The organism is Variovorax sp. 01N425 (assembly GCF_056399465.1).
This window is the reverse complement of record NZ_JBFTRJ010000001.1, coordinates 72,669-87,730: the sequence shown is the minus strand read 5'-3', so window position 1 is coordinate 87,730 and position 15,062 is coordinate 72,669. Positions and strand designations below refer to the sequence as shown.

15 protein-coding genes are annotated in these 15,062 nt (G+C 70.1%); 10 read left to right on the top strand and 5 right to left on the bottom strand.

Annotation, left to right across the window (positions count from 1 at the left end; translation table 11 throughout):
- The first annotated feature begins 1 nt into the window (after position 1).
- From AC1DSC_RS00420 to AC1DSC_RS00405, 4 genes are all read left to right on the top strand, one after another.
- Positions 2-592, top strand: coding sequence for a TetR/AcrR family transcriptional regulator (locus tag AC1DSC_RS00420; protein WP_062362879.1), 591 nt, complete (start codon positions 2-4; stop codon positions 590-592).
- A gap of 21 nt (positions 593-613) precedes the next feature.
- Positions 614-1,498, top strand: coding sequence for a LysR substrate-binding domain-containing protein (locus AC1DSC_RS00415; protein WP_062362881.1), 885 nt, complete (start codon positions 614-616; stop codon positions 1,496-1,498).
- A gap of 138 nt (positions 1,499-1,636) precedes the next feature.
- Entirely contained in the window at positions 1,637-2,794 is a 1,158-nt protein-coding gene (locus tag AC1DSC_RS00410) for an alpha-hydroxy acid oxidase (protein WP_062362884.1), read from the top strand.
- A gap of 106 nt (positions 2,795-2,900) precedes the next feature.
- Complete coding sequence (locus AC1DSC_RS00405; protein WP_062362887.1) at positions 2,901-4,238, top strand: MFS family transporter; 1,338 nt, start codon at positions 2,901-2,903, stop codon at positions 4,236-4,238.
- A 28-nt stretch (positions 4,239-4,266) separates the two neighbouring features.
- Here the strand turns inward: AC1DSC_RS00405 and AC1DSC_RS00400 are convergent, their stop codons facing one another.
- Together AC1DSC_RS00400 and AC1DSC_RS00395 are read right to left on the bottom strand one after the other, a co-directional pair.
- Positions 4,267-5,637 carry an alpha/beta hydrolase gene (locus AC1DSC_RS00400; protein WP_062362890.1) on the bottom strand — a complete coding sequence of 457 codons (1,371 nt, stop codon included), beginning with the start codon at positions 5,635-5,637 and terminating at the stop codon, positions 4,267-4,269.
- Positions 5,637-6,200, bottom strand: coding sequence for a putative glycolipid-binding domain-containing protein (locus AC1DSC_RS00395; RefSeq protein ID WP_012746475.1), 564 nt, complete (start codon positions 6,198-6,200; stop codon positions 5,637-5,639). The genes AC1DSC_RS00400 and AC1DSC_RS00395 overlap by 1 nt, the downstream gene beginning before the upstream one ends.
- A 95-nt stretch (positions 6,201-6,295) precedes the next feature.
- On the opposite strand from AC1DSC_RS00395, the gene AC1DSC_RS00390 reads away from it, so the two are divergent.
- From AC1DSC_RS00390 to AC1DSC_RS00380, 3 genes are all read left to right on the top strand, one after another.
- Positions 6,296-6,820 (top strand): C4-dicarboxylate ABC transporter substrate-binding protein, encoded by a 525-nt coding sequence (locus AC1DSC_RS00390; protein ID WP_062362895.1) that lies wholly within the window; start codon positions 6,296-6,298, stop codon positions 6,818-6,820.
- A gap of 10 nt (positions 6,821-6,830) precedes the next feature.
- Positions 6,831-8,288: a TRAP transporter large permease subunit gene (locus AC1DSC_RS00385; RefSeq protein WP_062362898.1), complete on the top strand. Its 1,458-nt coding sequence runs from the start codon at positions 6,831-6,833 to the stop codon at positions 8,286-8,288.
- A gap of 86 nt (positions 8,289-8,374) precedes the next feature.
- Positions 8,375-8,995, top strand: a complete 621-nt coding sequence (locus tag AC1DSC_RS00380) for a hypothetical protein (protein ID WP_062362901.1) — start codon at positions 8,375-8,377, stop codon at positions 8,993-8,995.
- A 21-nt stretch (positions 8,996-9,016) separates the two neighbouring features.
- Here AC1DSC_RS00380 and AC1DSC_RS00375 read toward each other — a convergent pair whose 3' ends face one another.
- Positions 9,017-9,856: an RNase A-like domain-containing protein gene (locus AC1DSC_RS00375; protein ID WP_012746471.1), complete on the bottom strand. Its 840-nt coding sequence runs from the start codon at positions 9,854-9,856 to the stop codon at positions 9,017-9,019.
- Positions 9,857-9,964: 108 nt separating this feature from the next.
- On the opposite strand from AC1DSC_RS00375, the gene AC1DSC_RS00370 reads away from it, so the two are divergent.
- Both AC1DSC_RS00370 and AC1DSC_RS00365 read left to right on the top strand, forming a co-directional pair.
- The gene (locus AC1DSC_RS00370; protein ID WP_062362904.1) at positions 9,965-11,215 is read left to right on the top strand and encodes a Y-family DNA polymerase; all 1,251 of its coding nucleotides are present in this window, start codon (positions 9,965-9,967) and stop codon (positions 11,213-11,215) included.
- Positions 11,216-11,228: 13 nt separating this feature from the next.
- Entirely contained in the window at positions 11,229-11,909 is a 681-nt protein-coding gene (locus AC1DSC_RS00365) for a TIGR02117 family protein (RefSeq protein WP_062362906.1), read from the top strand.
- 6 nt (positions 11,910-11,915) lie between these two features.
- On the opposite strand, the gene AC1DSC_RS00360 is transcribed toward AC1DSC_RS00365, so the two are convergent.
- Positions 11,916-12,989, bottom strand: a complete 1,074-nt coding sequence (locus AC1DSC_RS00360) for a purine-nucleoside phosphorylase (RefSeq protein ID WP_062362908.1) — start codon at positions 12,987-12,989, stop codon at positions 11,916-11,918.
- 122 nt (positions 12,990-13,111) lie between these two features.
- Between AC1DSC_RS00360 and AC1DSC_RS00355 the strand changes: the two genes are divergently transcribed.
- Entirely contained in the window at positions 13,112-14,359 is a 1,248-nt protein-coding gene (locus AC1DSC_RS00355; protein WP_062362910.1) for a DNA topoisomerase IB, read from the top strand.
- Here AC1DSC_RS00355 and AC1DSC_RS00350 read toward each other — a convergent pair.
- Positions 14,305-14,982: a hypothetical protein gene (locus AC1DSC_RS00350; protein ID WP_012746466.1), complete on the bottom strand. Its 678-nt coding sequence runs from the start codon at positions 14,980-14,982 to the stop codon at positions 14,305-14,307. The genes AC1DSC_RS00355 and AC1DSC_RS00350 overlap by 55 nt on opposite strands.
- Positions 14,983-15,062 lie beyond the last annotated feature (80 nt).

Sequence of the window (15,062 nt, the reverse complement as noted above, 5' to 3'; positions counted from 1 at the left end):
CATGGACATCTCCGCACTGCCCGCGCGCGAACGCATCCTGCTCACCGCGCACGACCTCTTCTATGCCGACGGCATCCGCGCCACCGGCATCGACCGCGTCATTGCCGCATCGGGCGTCACCAAGGTCACCTTCTACCGGCACTTCCCATCGAAGGACGACCTGGTGCGCGCCTTTCTCGATCACCGGCATGCACGATGGATGGCATGGTTCGTCGATGCACTGGGGCGCCGCGGCGCGCACGAACGCGCCGGCAATGCCGGGGCCCTGCTGCTGCTCGCCGACGCGATGGCCGAATGGTTCGCCGACGCGGCCTTTCGCGGCTGCGCCTTCATCAACGCGGTGGCCGAGGTGGGCGGCAGCGTGGAGGGCGCCGCCGAGCGCGCGCGCGAACACAAGCGCGAGATGGTGGAAGTCATTGCCGGCCTGCTGCCCGCGGCCTTGCCCGCGCGCATGGCGCTCGCCCAGGCCGCGGCGCTGGGTGTCGACGGTGCCATCGTCAAAGCGCAGATGGGCGGCGCCGCGCTGGCGCGCGAAGCCGTCGACGACCTGCGGCGCCTGCTCGAGGCACTGGCCGCCACGCTGCATCGATAAGATCGCTCCCGGAAAACACCCATGGCATCGACGCGACTTCCCTCCACGCAGGGCCTGCAGGCCTTCGAGGCCGTGGCGCGCCTGCGCAGCGTGAACCTCGCAGCGGAAGAGCTCAGCGTCACGCCCAGCGCGGTGAGCCACCGCATCCGCCAGCTCGAGACGCTGCTCGAACTCAGGCTTTTCACAGGCAACGACTTCGGCCTGAGCGCCGACGGCATGGCCTACCTGGCCCGCGTGCGCGAGGCCATTGCGGCGCTGCAGCGGGTGCCCGGCCGCGAGCCCGCATCGCAGGTGCGCCGGCTGCGCGTGGCAGTGACGCCCACCTTCTCCCGCCAGATGCTGCTGCCCCGGCTCGCGCGGTTTCGCGATGCCTATCCGAACATCGAGCTGATGCTGCAGGTGACCATGCCGGTGCGCAACATGACGGCCGAAGAGGCCGACCTGGAACTGCGCTTCGGCACCGGGCCTTTTCACGACCGCGAGTTCTGCCAATTGCTGGCCGATGACGTCGCGCCCGCCTGCAGCCCGGCGTACCTGCAGCGCCACGGGCCGTTCGACGGCTTTGCGACCGATGCCGAGGCCTCGCGCGTGCAGCTGCTGCGCACGCCGCTCGAGTCGTGGCGCACCTGGTTCAAGGCCCGCGGCATCGGCCTGCCGGAGCCGGCCACGGGCCACCAGTTCAACGACCTGGGCCTGGCGCTCGATGCCGCGGCCGAAGACTTCGGCGTGGTGCTGATGCACCTGAAGCTCGGCAGCGCCTGGCTGGAGAACGGGCGCCTCGTGCGGCTTTCGGCAGAGAGCGTGCCCTCGCCCAACGCCTACTTCCTGTGCTGGCGGCCGGGGGCGATGGAGCGCTGGGAGTGCGCGACCTTCGTCGAATGGCTGCGGCAGGCGCTGCGGGACTGACTGAATTCTTTTCAGGTCCGGCCCGGGTATTTTTCAGATCGGGGTCCCATCCGGACGCCACACTCGGCCCGCGGCGGAGCGTGTCCATAATCCCCGCTCGCGCGATCGAACAACAGAGACTACCCAGGAGACTCCCCCGTGGCCGACCTTTCCAAGATCACCTGCATCGAAGACCTGCGGGTGATCGCCAAGCGGCGTGTGCCGAAGATGTTCTACGACTACGCCGATTCCGGCGCGTGGACCGAAAGCACCTACCGCGCCAACGAGAGCGACTTCCAGAAGATCAAGCTGCGCCAGCGCGTGGCCGTGAACATGGAGGGCCGCTCCACGCGCTCCACCATGATCGGGCAGGACGTTGCGATGCCCGTGGCCATTGCGCCCACCGGCCTCACGGGCATGCAGCATGCCGACGGCGAGATCCTGGGCGCGCGCGCGGCCAAGGCCTTCGGCATTCCGTTCACGCTCTCGACCATGAGCATCTGCTCGCTCGAGGACATTGCCGAGCACACCGGCCGGCATCCGTTCTGGTTCCAGCTCTACGTGATGAAGGACCGCGACTTCATCGAGCGCCTGATCGAGCGAGCCCGGGCCGCGAACGTGTCTGCGCTGCAGCTCACGCTCGACCTGCAGATCCTCGGCCAGCGCCACAAGGACATCAAGAACGGCCTGTCGACGCCGCCCAAGCCGACCCTCGCCAACATGATCAACCTGGCGACCAAGCCGCACTGGTGCCTGGGCATGCTCGGCACCAGGCGCCGCACCTTCGGCAACATCGCGGGCCATGCCAAGGGCGTGAAGGACCTGTCGTCGCTGTCGTCCTGGACGGCCGAGCAGTTCGACCCCGCGCTCAGCTGGGCCGACGTCGAATGGATCAAGAAGCGCTGGGGCGGCAAGCTGATCCTCAAGGGCATCATGGACGTGGAAGACGCGCGCCTGGCCGCCGCGAGCGGCGCCGACGCTCTCATCGTCTCCAACCACGGCGGGCGCCAGCTCGACGGCGCGCCCTCTTCCATCGCGGCACTGCCCGCCATCGTCGATGCCGTGGGCCGCGAGATCGAGGTGTGGATGGACGGCGGCATCCGCAGCGGCCAGGACGTGCTCAAGGCGCGCGCACTCGGCGCCCGCGGCACGCTGATCGGCCGCAGCTTTCTCTACGGCCTGGGTGCCCATGGCCAGGCCGGCGTGACGCGCGCGCTGCAGATCATCCACAAGGAACTCGACATCACCATGGCCTTTTGCGGACGCACCGACATCGAAAAGGTGGATTCGAGCATCCTGCTGCCGGGCAGCTTCTAAACCCCTCGGGCATCAGGCTTGCGGCGCTGGCTGACAGCGCACATATGCGCGGGTGCAGAAAATGTTGCTTCCAACAACATCGCCTGCACGGGCGGCACAACGCATCATGAGCGCAGCCACTTCCAATCCGGGGAGCTCATCGGCCCTCGCATCGCCACCCCCTCCCCACTACACGGCAGAAGAAAAACGCCACCGCGTCTTCTCGATCATGGCGGCCTCGTCGGGCAACCTGGTCGAGTGGTTCGACTTCTACGTGTATGCCTTCTCGGCGCTGTATTTCGCGTCGTCGTTCTTTCCCAAGTCGGACCCGACGGTGCAACTGCTGAACACCGCCGGCGTGTTCGCGGCGGGCTTCCTGATGCGGCCGATCGGCGGCTGGCTGTTCGGGCGCATTGCGGACAGGGTCGGGCGCAAGACCTCGCTGCTGATCTCGGTGTCGATGATGTGCGGCGGCTCGCTGGTGATTGCCTTCCTGCCCACCTATGCGCAGATCGGTGCCTGGGCGCCGTTCCTGCTGCTGGTCTGCCGCCTGTTCCAGGGCCTGTCGGTGGGCGGCGAATACGGCACCACCGCCACCTACATGAGCGAGGTCGCGCTGCGCGGGCAGCGCGGCTTCTACTCGTCGTTCCAGTACGTCACGCTGATTGGCGGGCAGCTGCTGGCGGTGCTGGTGATCGTGGTGCTCGAGCAGCTGCTCACCGAAGCCGAGCTCAAGGCCTGGGGCTGGCGCATTCCGTTCGTCATCGGCGCGGTGGCCGCGGTGGTGGCGCTGCTGCTGCGGCGCACGCTGCACGAGACGCAAAGCGCCGAAGCCAAGGCCAACAAGGAGGCCGGCAGCATGACCGGGCTCTTCAAGCACCACATGCCGGCCTTCCTGACGGTGCTGGGCTTCACGGCCGGCGGCTCGCTGATCTTCTACACCTTCACCACCTACATGCAGAAGTACCTGGTGAACACGGTGCACCTGCCGATCAAGACCGCCAGCTACGTGATGACCGGCGCGCTCTTCCTCTACATGTGCATGCAGCCGCTGTTCGGCGCACTGTCGGACCGCATCGGACGGCGCAACAACATGCTGCTGTTCGGCGGGCTCGGCGCGCTGGCCACGGTGCCGATCCTCACGGCACTGCAGCACACCACCAACGCCGTGGCCGCCTTCGCGCTGATCATCGCGGCGCTGGCGATCGTGAGCTTCTACACCTCGATCAGCGGCATCGTGAAGGCCGAGATGTTTCCGCCCGAGGTGCGCGCGCTGGGCGTGGGCCTGGCCTACGCCGTGGCCAACGCGATCTTCGGCGGCTCGGCCGAGTACGTGGCGCTGGGGCTCAAGTCGCTGGGCCACGAATCGGCCTTCTTCTGGTACGTGACCGCGATGATGGTGATCGCCTTCCTCGTGAGCCTGCGGCTGCCGCGGCAGGCGAGCTACCTGCACCGCGACCACTGAGCCTGCGCCGCTTGCTGCCTCGCCTCGCTCAAGGAGCCCGCACGGGCACGCGGGTTTCGAGCGCCGGCGCCTGCCATTCGGGCTTGATGTGGCAGCCGTTCCTGCCGTCGGTGCCGTAGCGCGGCATCAGCGCCGCGCAGCGCTGCGCCAGGCTTGCGGGCGTGGGCTTCTCGCCCTTGTCGATCCAGTCCATCAAGGCTTCGAAGAGCGCCGGGTATTCCGAATCGCTCAGGTAGCTGTGCTCGCGCTCGGCACTGAAGCTCTGCACCAGCGTGCCGCCCGTGCCCGCGGCATCGCGGATGCGCCGGTAGGCGTTCTCGAGCTCGACGAAAGCGGTGGGGTCGTCGATGGCATGCAGCGCCACGGTGGGCAGCGCGGTGCGGCCGGTGGGCTGGCTGTCGGCGGCGAGAGCGCCCTTGGCCTGCGGGTCGGCCGCATAGCGCGCCACGCCGGCATTCAGCGCCGCATCGTCGGCCGAGCCCTGGTAGGCCACGCCGATGTTGCCGAAGGGGTTGCGTCCGCCCAGGCGCTGCTGCACCAGGTCCTGGAACAGCCAGGTGGCCCAGTTCAGGTGCCCCAGCAGCGAGCGCTCCTGGATCTTCACCACCGACAGGATGGTCTTGAGCCGCGCGGCCTGCTCGGGCGTGCGCTGCGCCGCGGGCAGGCCGACGCCGGTGCATTCCTTGACGCGCGCGGCCAGCTCGGCGCGCGTGAGCTTCGAGTCCATCGGCAGGCCCTGCCACAGCGGGTATTGCGGCTCGTCGGGCTTGGGATGGTTGCGGCACACGTACTGGTAGACCACGCGCAGGTCGAGCCGGAAGTCGTAGGCGCTGTTGCCGCCGCCGAGCACGCCGCTGGTGAGCAGCAGGCCGTCGTACGGGCTCTTGGCATCGCCGGCCGGTGCATAGAGTTCGGCCGCCTTCGCGGCCACGCCCGCGCCGTAGCTCTGGCCATGCAGCAGCGTGCGCCGCGGTGGGCCGAAGCGCTGCACGAAGATGCGGCGCAGACGCTCGGTGTCCTCCGCGGCCATGGTCACGCCGTAGCCGCCGCGGCGGTAGGTGGAGCCGGCCCATGCGTAGCCGGCCTTCACGGTGACGGCCCAGCGCTTCAGGTCTTCCTCGCTGCGCTCGAGCCTGGGCGGGCCGGTCTCGGGGCCGCCATGGGCGTGCATCACGAGCACGCGGTTCCACGCCTGCGGTATGGCAATCCAGTAGAGCGCGCCGGCGCCATCGGCACCGGTGTAGCAGCGCGTTTGCGCGGGCACCGGCGCCGGGCAGGCCGTGGGCCTGGGGCCCCAGGCGGCGGCCTCGGCCGACAGCGCGGCCATGGTGCCGAGCAGCGCGAAGGCGAAGGTGCGAAGAAGTGGTTTGCTGTGGGTCATCAATGCCGTGGCGACCATCAGGCTTCGGCGCTCCAGAGGCCCGGGTAGTCGCGCACGAAGCCGTCCTGCGTGACGCGCAGGGTAGCCGCGTAGTCGAAGCGCTTGGCCTCGTAGGCATAGGCGTCGTCCGCGGTTCGCTCGTAGCGCTGCATCAGCTCGCTGAGCACGCCGCCGCCGTCCAAGTCGACCCAGGCGGCCGGCGCATCGGCGCCCTCGCCCTTTGCCAGGTTGAGCCGGCGCAGCTGCAGCAGGTTGGTGGCGGGCGTGAAGCCCAGGTCGAGGTCGGTGCAGTGCGACAGGTCGGGCACCGCCTCGTCGTTGAGCTTCCAGTGGCCGCGCGCATCGCGGGCAATGGCCAGGTCGATGGCGCTGCCGCCGAGCCAGCCGCGCACGGTGCCCCACTGCGTGTGCCAGTGCAGGTCGCAGCGCACGCGGTAGTGCAGCTGGCCGATGCGGCCGTCCTCGAGGCGGAACACGGCGGCGCCGTCGAGCTGCCACGCGGTCGCGTTGCGCTCGAGCCGGCAGGCGTCATGGCCCGGTGCATCGAGCCTGCGCCACAGGATGGAGGAAACTGTCTGCATGGCGCGGATGATGGCACCGGCATGCCGCCGAGCGCAAGCCGTGCCCTTTTTGCCGCAGGTGGCGGTCAGGTTGCGGCGATAGGGTTGCCCGCGACATGACGCTCCCGCCGGAACATCCCGAACCGACCGATTCGCCTTCAGCGCCGCCATCGCTGCGCGTGCTGGACCTGATCGATCGCGCCGCGATGCCGCTGGCCATTGCGATCGCGCTGCTGCTCTTCGTGCAATGGCCGCTGCGCGACCTGACTCGATCCGGCAGCGGGCCGACGCAGGCCAACGATCTCGCGCAGTGGCTGTTCGCGCTCTACGTGGCGGTGGCGCTGCGGCATGCCGGGCGGCGCGGTGCGCACCTGGTGGCGCGGCCCGACCTCGCGGCCGACACCACGAGCCGCATCGCGCGGCTGCGCCGCACCGGCGCGGCACTGTGCGTGCTGCCCTGGGCGCTGTTCCTGGTCTGCAGCGCCGCGGTGCCGGTCGCGGATGCGGTGACGGCGCTGGAACGCTTTCCCGACACCTTCAATCCGGGCTACTTCATGATCAAGGTTGCGCTGCTTCTGCTCGCGGCGCTGCTGGCGGTGCAGGGCGCGCTCGACCTCTGGTGCGAGCGGCGGCGGTCGTAAAGGCAACGCCATGGCATGGACCGGACTCGCCCTGCTTGCGCTGGCCCTGGTGCTGATGATGGCCACCGGCTGGCCGACCTACGCCGTGCTGCTCGGCGTATGCTCGCTGGGCGCTGTTGCGGGCCTCGCGCTCGGTGCCTTCGACCTGGCGCTGCTGCAAAACCTGCCCTGGCGCATCGTCGGCCTGCTCGAGCACGATCTGCTGCAGGCGCTGGCACTGTATGGGCTGGTCGGTGCGCTGCTCAACCGGCTGGCCCTGGCCGAGCACCTGTACACCGGCCTGCGCAAGGTGCTCGCACGCATCACACCGCGGGCCGCGCCCGAACTCGCAGGCATGCTGCTGGGCCTGATGCTCGCACCGATGAACGGCTCGGTCGGCGCCAGCCTGCTCACCCTGGCGCGCACCGCGGGCGAAGGCTGGGCGCGCGAGGGAGTGCCCCCGGCCCAGCGCACCGCACTCGTGGCCCTCACCAGTACGCTGGGCGTGAGCGTGCCGCCCTCGCTCGTGCTGCTGCTGCTCGGCGACGCGATGCTGCGCGCCCACACCGAAGGGACGAACATGGCCCGCGAGCTGGGGCTCCCGACGGCCGCCGCCGGCGCCGCGAACCGCATCGTCAACACGCAGGACATCCTGCAGGCGGCACTGGTACCCGCCGCCGTCCTGCTGGCCGGCTGGCTCGCGGTGGCGTGGTTCGGCGCACGGCGCAAGCCGCGGCCGCCGGTGCAACGGGAGCCATTGAACCGGCGCGAGGGCTGGACGCTGCTGCTCGTGCCCCTGCTGATCGGCACACTGCTGGTGCTGGTCACGCTCGGCAAGGTGCGCGCGGTCGAAGGCGCGGCCGCGGCCGGCGTGCTGCTGCTCGGCTGGGGCCTGGCGTCGCGCCAGCTCACGCGCCCGGTGCTGTGGCAGGTGCTCGACGATGCCATGGCGCTCACCGGCGCGCTGTATGCGCTGCTGGTGGCGGCCACCACCTTCTCTCTGCTGCTGCGCGGCTTCGGCACCGACGGGCTGATTGCACGGCTCGTGCTGTCGCTGCAGGGCCACCCTATGGCGGGATTGGGCGTGGTGCTGGCCGTTCTGCTGGCCTTCGCCTTCGTGCTCGATGCCTTCGAGCTGATCTTCCTGATCGTTCCCATCGTGATGCCGCCCGTGCTCGCACAGCTCGACGATGCAGCATGGATCGCCGAGCTGACCCTGCTGGTGCTGCAGGCGGGCTTCCTGCTGCCGCCCTTCGGCTATGCGCTGGTGCTCGCGCGCGGCCAGGTCGCGCCGCGGCCGCCTGCGGCCGCCGTCGCGCGCGCGCTCGCGCCTTACCTCGCGGTGCTCGCCACCGTGGCCGCGCTGGTGATGGCGCTGCCCGTGACCACGCGCTGGCTGCGCACTTCGCCGACTGCGCTGGCGCCGGCCGAGCAGATGAGCGACGAAGCGCTGGACAAGCTCATGCGTGACATGGTGCCGCCGCCCTGAGAAGAATGCGCGCCGGACATGCCGCAGAGTGCGCGGCTGCGCCTCGGGCTAACATCGTCCGCCCGACCATTCAGAGGAGCGCGCAAGTGGAACCCTGGTTCGCCGACGCCAAGCCGATCAACTCGCTGGAGCCCGAGATCGCATTTCATTTGTGGGACGAGTTCCATCCCGTGCGGGACCGCCCGCCCGAGCCGCTCGCGCTGCCGGAATTCCCGCGCGCCGAGCGCCTGCGGGTGAGCGTTCCGGAGGCCATCGGGCACGAGGCGGAGCTTGCTGCCTACTACGGCCGGGTGGCTGCACTGGCCCGGCAGCGCGGGCTGAAACTCCAGCAGGTGCGCCAGTATTTCTGGATGGATCTGCGGCTGGACAACGAGGATGCGGACGTGCACCTGTCCTTCCCCTGGTACGACACGTTCTCTTCCATGGACCACTTCCTTGCCGCCGTGGCGGGGCACGACGAGGGCATGGTCTATGCCGACCAGGACCAGGGCTGGGCGGTGGAGGCCTGGGCCCGCAACAGCACGCTCTACATCCGCGAAAGCGACCCCGATTCCGACGCGACCGTCCAGGCCGCAGCGCTGCCCCGGGCCGGCCTGCAGGCCCGCATTGCCCCGCTGCGCGAGCGCACCGCCAGGCTGCTGGCCCGCCTGGCCGAAGAACTCGGCGCCGACGTGTGGACGACGGGCGAAGCCCCGTCCTTCCTGTAGGCGCTCGCGGCGCCGCGCGGCTCAGATCGGATAGGCCGTGAGGATGTAGAACGGCTTGCCGTTGTAGGTTTCCATCTTGAGGATGATCCGCACGCCGGAGAGGTCGTTGACGGCGGTGCTGCCGAACTGCACGCCCCGCCCCACCACGTAGCCCAGCACGTGCTCCAACTCCGGCGACTTGCTGCCCGCGGCCGCCCCGCGCGACCAGGCGCGCACCGCGGCGGCGTTGGCGCGCAGCGTCTCGGTGATCGCGCGTTCTGCAGTGGCCAGGTCGGCAAAGGTGGACACCGCCCGCGGGCCCGGCCGGGTGGCGGTTCGTACCCTGGCCAGCAGCTGGGCATCGGTCTGCCCGACGTGGCGCGCCATGGTGTGGCCGCCCAGCCGCGATCCCGCCGCGGCCTCATGCTCCACCAAGCGGATGCGGCCGCCGCGCATCACGGCGACGATGCGCGCGGCGCCCAGCCCCGAAGCCACGACCAGCGGCACCGCCACGTCCACGGCAAGCCCGATGCCATCGGCCGTTTCACGCGAGGCGCCCAGCGCCTCGGCCGCCGAGCTGGCGGTGACGGCGGTGGCGGTGCGCTGCGGGGTGCCGGTCCAGACCTGGCGGCCCGAGGTCGCCAGGGTGTCGAAGCCGTGCACGCCCAGCACCACGCAGCCGGCCTTGGTCACCATCGTGGGCTCGGGCGCGACGCACAGGATGCCGGCGCCCACCAGTTCCACCACGCCGCCCACCAGCCCCACCGTGCCCCAGAGCCGGTTGCTCAGGCTCGCGGATTCGGGCACGTCCTCCCCGCCCAGAACCGCGGCCATCTGCACCGGCGTCAGCGCGATGGTCATGCCTTCGACTTCGTCATCCATGCCAGATTCCTTTCCATGCCACCGGAGGGCCAGCCTGCAAATCGGCCGCATTCTTGCACGCGGCCGCCCGGCAGGCGAACATCGCCCGGCCGCGAGACAATCCATGCCGTGAGCTCCCCGACCGTTCCAACGCCCCCGATCCGCCGCATCGCCCACCTCGACATGGACGCCTTCTACGCGTCGGTCGAGCTGCTGCGCTATCCGCAGCTCAAGGGCCTGCCGGTGGTGATCGGCGGCGGGCGGCGCAGCGTGGACGAGGCGATCCGCCACGTGCCCGAGGGCGGCACGCTGGCCGACATCCCGGTGGAGGCCTTTCCGCGGCTGAGAGACTACGTGGGCCGCGGCGTGATCACCACCGCCACCTACCCGGCGCGGCAGTTCGGCGTGGGCTCGGCCATGGGGCTCATGAAGGCCGCCAAGCTGTGCCCGCAGGCCATCATCCTGCCGGTGGACTTCGAGGAGATCCGCAAGTACTCGCGCACCTTCAAGCAGGTCATCAGGGAGGTCGCGCCGCTGATGGAAGACCGCGGCGTGGACGAGGTCTACATCGACTTCACCGATGTGCCCGGCGGCCAGCGCGACGGCGGCCGATCGCTCGCGCGGCTCATCCAGAAGGCCATCCTCGACGCCACCGGCCTCACCTGCTCCATCGGCGTGGCGCCCAACAAGCTCATCGCCAAGATGGCGAGCGAGTTCAACAAGCCCAACGGCATCTCGGTGGTCTACGAAGACGACCTGCAGACGCGCATCTGGCCGCTGCCCTGCCGCAAGGTGAACGGCATCGGACCCAAGGCCGACGAGAAGCTCAAGCGCTTCGGCATCGAGACCGTGGGCCAGCTCGCGGCGCGCGAGCGCGACTGGCTGATCCAGAACTTCGGCAAGTCCACGGGCGCGTGGATGCACGAGGTGGCCTGGGGCCGCGACAACCGGCCGGTGGTGACCGAGAGCGAGCCCGTGTCGATGAGCCGCGAGACCACCTTCGACCGCGACCTGCATGCGGTGCGCGACCGCGCCGAGCTGGGCGCGATCTTCACCCACCTGTGCGAGAAGGTGGCCGAAGACCTGCAGCGCAAGGGCTACGTGGGCAAGACCATCGGCATCAAGCTGCGCTACGACGATTTCAAGATCGCCACGCGCGACCAGACCATCGAGCGCCACACCGCCGACGGCAAGACCATCCGCCAGGTCGGCGGGCTGTGCCTGAAGCGCGTGCCGCTGGAGCGGCCGCTGCGCCTTTTGGGCGTGCGCGTGGGCGCGCTTGCGAAGGCGGGCAGTCCCGAGGCCACGGCGCCGGCTGTGGTCGGCCCGGCCTCGCGCGCGTCGGCGGAGGCGGCCTCGGCCACCGCGTCGCTCTTCTGAAACACCCGGCGCCGTGATCAGACGCTGGCTCCGGCGCATCGCATTCACGCTGCTGGGCTTCACGATGGCCGCGGGGCTGTACGTGGGCGCGGCCTGCGCGCTGATGCTCTGGCCGGCCAATGCACGGGCGCCCGCGTCGCCGCCCGCCGTCCAGGCCTGGGTGCTGAGCAACGGCATCCACACCGACCTGGTGTTTCCGATCCGCTCGGCCACCGTCGACTGGCAGCAGCTCTTTCCGTTCGCGCACTTCAGGGCCGTGCCGCCCGATGCGGAGTTCATCGCCATCGGCTGGGGCGACCGCGAGTTCTACCTGCACACGCCCACCTGGGCCGACCTCACGGCCTCGCGCGCATTGGGCGCCCTGCTCGGCGGCAACCGCGCGCTGCTGCACGTGACCTATCTCACGCGCGCCTCATTGCGCAGCAACGCCTTCCACCTGCCGCTCTCGCAGGCGCAGTACGCGCAGCTCGCGGGCTACGTGCAGGCGACGCTCGCCTCGGGCGGCGCGACACCCGTTGCCGGCGCCCACTACGGCAACGACGACGCCTTCTACGAGGCCGAAGGCGGCTACCACCTCTTCGAGACCTGCAACACCTGGACCGGCCGCGGCCTGCGGCAGGCGGGCGTCACGGTGAGCCGCTGGACGCCCTTCGATTTCAACGTGACGTGGCACCTGCAGCCGGTGCGGCCCTGAACCCGCTCAGGGCTTGGGCACGCCGGCCTGCCACTGCGGCCAGTTGGCCACGATGTGGTCCACCACGCGCGTGCCCACCAGCGCAATGTTCTCCACCGTCTCGGCAAAGCCGCCCGCCGTCTCGCCCGGGGCCGGGTCCAGGTGCTGCAGCGTGCTTTCCTTCGGGCTGCCCTGGTCGAAGTTGACGGCACCGCGCAGGCTCATCACGCGGTCGGTGCCATGGGTGCGCTTGATCACGAGCGTGATGGCGGCGGCTTCCATTTCGGTGATCACGTAGTCGTCGGCGCCGTAGAGCCTGGCGATGTATTGCGCCTGCTTCGACATGCCGGGACCGTGGAAGAAGGTGTCGCCGGTCATGTGGGTGCCGGTGGCCACGAAGGGCGCGCGCCGCGCGGCCGCATCGGGGTAGCGCAGGCGGTACTTGCGCGCGCTGTCCGAATCCTTGAGCGGCGTGTCGGACGAGAGCTTCATGGCCCAGCCCACGAGGTCGGGGTTGAGCTTGAAGCGGCGGTATTCCTCGTAGCCCTTGCGCGGCATGAAGGTGGGTTCGCCGGGCTTGTTCTCCTCGGGCGCCCAGCGGTGGCCGAGGTCGTAGTCCACGAGCCAGGTGGCCCAGCTCACCTCGCCGATGGTGCCGCGCGCCGGCGGCGTGCCGGCCACGCCGGAAATCACGTAGTAAGCCTGCGAGAAGTCGAACTGCGGGTTCAGCAGGATGGCCTGCATCGACGACGACGAGTTGACCTTGCCCATGCCGAGCACCGCGCCGCACACGCCGTCGGCATTGCAGTACACCGGCTGCAATGCGCCGGGCACCGCCATGGGCGCGGCGCCCTTCCAGTAGCGCTCGTACCAGTGCTGGAACTCGCCGGCCCGGTCGCCGGTGTTCTGGCCGATCTCGAACATGGCCGCGACGAAGACCTTCACCTTGACGGGCGCGGCAGCAGCAGCAGCTGGGCGTGCAGCCGATACCGGCGAAGTCGGCGAAGTTGGGGAAGCGCAGGCCGCAACGAGCAGCGCCGCGCCGCAGGCCGAGAGCCAGCGCACGCAGGAAGACGGGAACGGCCGATGGAAGAACATCATTTCTTTGGGACTCCAGGAAAAGAACAAAGCGCCTCCATCGCACCAGCGGCGATTGCGGCGTCCTACAGGCGGCGATTGTCGGTGCAGGCACAAGCGCTGGGTACCGTCACCACGCAAACCCCATGCCGGCCCGCTCCAGATCGACCGCCCCGCCCTCCAGGCCCTCGCCGACGGCCGCGCCCATTGCCAACGGCCTGGTCTACGTGAACCCCGACATGCCGGGCATCCGGCGACTGAAGCACGGCGAGCACTTCCGCTACCGCGACGCGCAGGGCCGCTGGGTGCGCGACGCGGACGAGCTCTCCCGCATCCGCATGCTGGCCATTCCGCCGGCCTACACGCAGGTGTGGATCTGCCCGCTGCCCAATGGCCACCTCCAGGCCACCGGCATCGATGCCCGCGGCCGCAAGCAGTACCGCTACCACCCCGACTGGCGGCTTTTCAAGGACGAGACCAAGTTCGAGCGCCTCGAGGCCTTCGGGCTCGCGCTGCCGCGCATCCGCGCCCGCGTCGCACGCGACCTGCAGGAAGGCGCGGCAACGGCCAAGGCGCCCGGTCGCCAGCAGGTGCTGGCAGCCCTGGTGCGGCTGCTCGACACCACGCTGCTGCGCGTGGGCAACGAGGAATACGCCAGCAGCAACGGCTCCTTCGGCCTCACCACGCTGCGCAACCGGCACGCGGCCGTGCAGGGCGCGGCGCTGCGGCTGCGCTTCAGGGGCAAGAGCGGCGTGATGCATGAAGCCCGGCTCGACGATCCGCGCGTGGCCAGGGTGGTGCGCCAATGCCAGCAGCTGCCCGGCCAGGCGCTGTTCCAGTACCAGGACGAAGACGGGGAGCTGCGCAGCGTCTCGTCCACCGACGTCAACGGCTACATCGCCGAAGCCTCGCCCGGCGAGCGCTTCACCGCAAAGGACTTCCGCACCTGGCACGGCACGGTGCAGGCGCTGGAGCTCACGCGGCTGGCCTGCGAACCGGGGCGCACGGCCGCCGACGGCACGCGCTACAGCGCCAAGGAAATACTGGCCGCCGTGGCCAGGCAGCTGGGCAACACGCCCGCGGTCTGCAAGAAGGCCTACGTGCACCCGGCCGTGCTGGCGCTGGGCAGCGCGCTGGCGGGCGACGAGGAAGACCCCGCGGCCGAACTGCTGCGAAAGATGTCGGCCCGTACCGCGGCGCGCAAGACGCGCGGGCTGCACGCCGCCGAACAGCGGCTGCTCGCCTTCCTGCGGATGCATCGGCAAGGCCAGGCGCGCCAGCAACGCGAGGCACGCAGCGCCAACGGCCGGCGCAAGGCCGGAGAAGAACGACGAAGGCCTCAGCCCGGCGCGAGCGGAAAGCGCACGCTGTCGCGCTCGAGCGCCACGGTGTAGCCCAGGTCTTCCGCCAGGCTCTGGAGCGCAATCGCGTCGATGGCCAGCGCACGCGGGGCGCGGTGCGCGTCGAGCACCGGGCTGGCACCGGCCGATTCGCGCGGCAAGGCGCTGAGGCGAAGCGCGTTGCCGCCATCGGCCTCGATGCGGATCGCGCCGGCTTCGGATGCGCCGTCGTGCAGGTATCCGAGGCCGCCAAGCACCAGGTAGCGCAGCGCGGCGCCCTGGGGCCAGCGCGTTTCGCCCTCGCGCGGTTCGAGCGCGGCATCGACAGCCAGCTCGACGCCGTGCATGTCGAAGGCTGCGCGCATCAGGCCCACGCACTGCGCCACCAGCGCGCTGCGCGTGATGCCGTCATCCGTCGTGGCCAGCTCCCAGTCGCGCAGCGAGCGGATGCCCTCGACGAGTTCGGACACCTGGTTGTCGATCAGCGCCACACGCTCCTCGCAGACCGGTGCATCGATGACCGGCGCGCCGATCTGGCGCTTGAGCATGAGCAGCGCCATGCGGATCACCGACACCGGCGCCGCCATGTCGTGGCGCAGTGCCGGCAAGGCGCGGGTGAGCAGTTCGTGGCGTACGCCGGCGGCGATCCAGCTTCGGGCTCCGGGCGAGGCCTTCATTGGGCGCGGAGAGCCGAAGGCTTCGCCTCGGTGAGGGGGTGGCAGGCCCGCGGACCACTGCTGCTGGTGCGGGGTTCGGC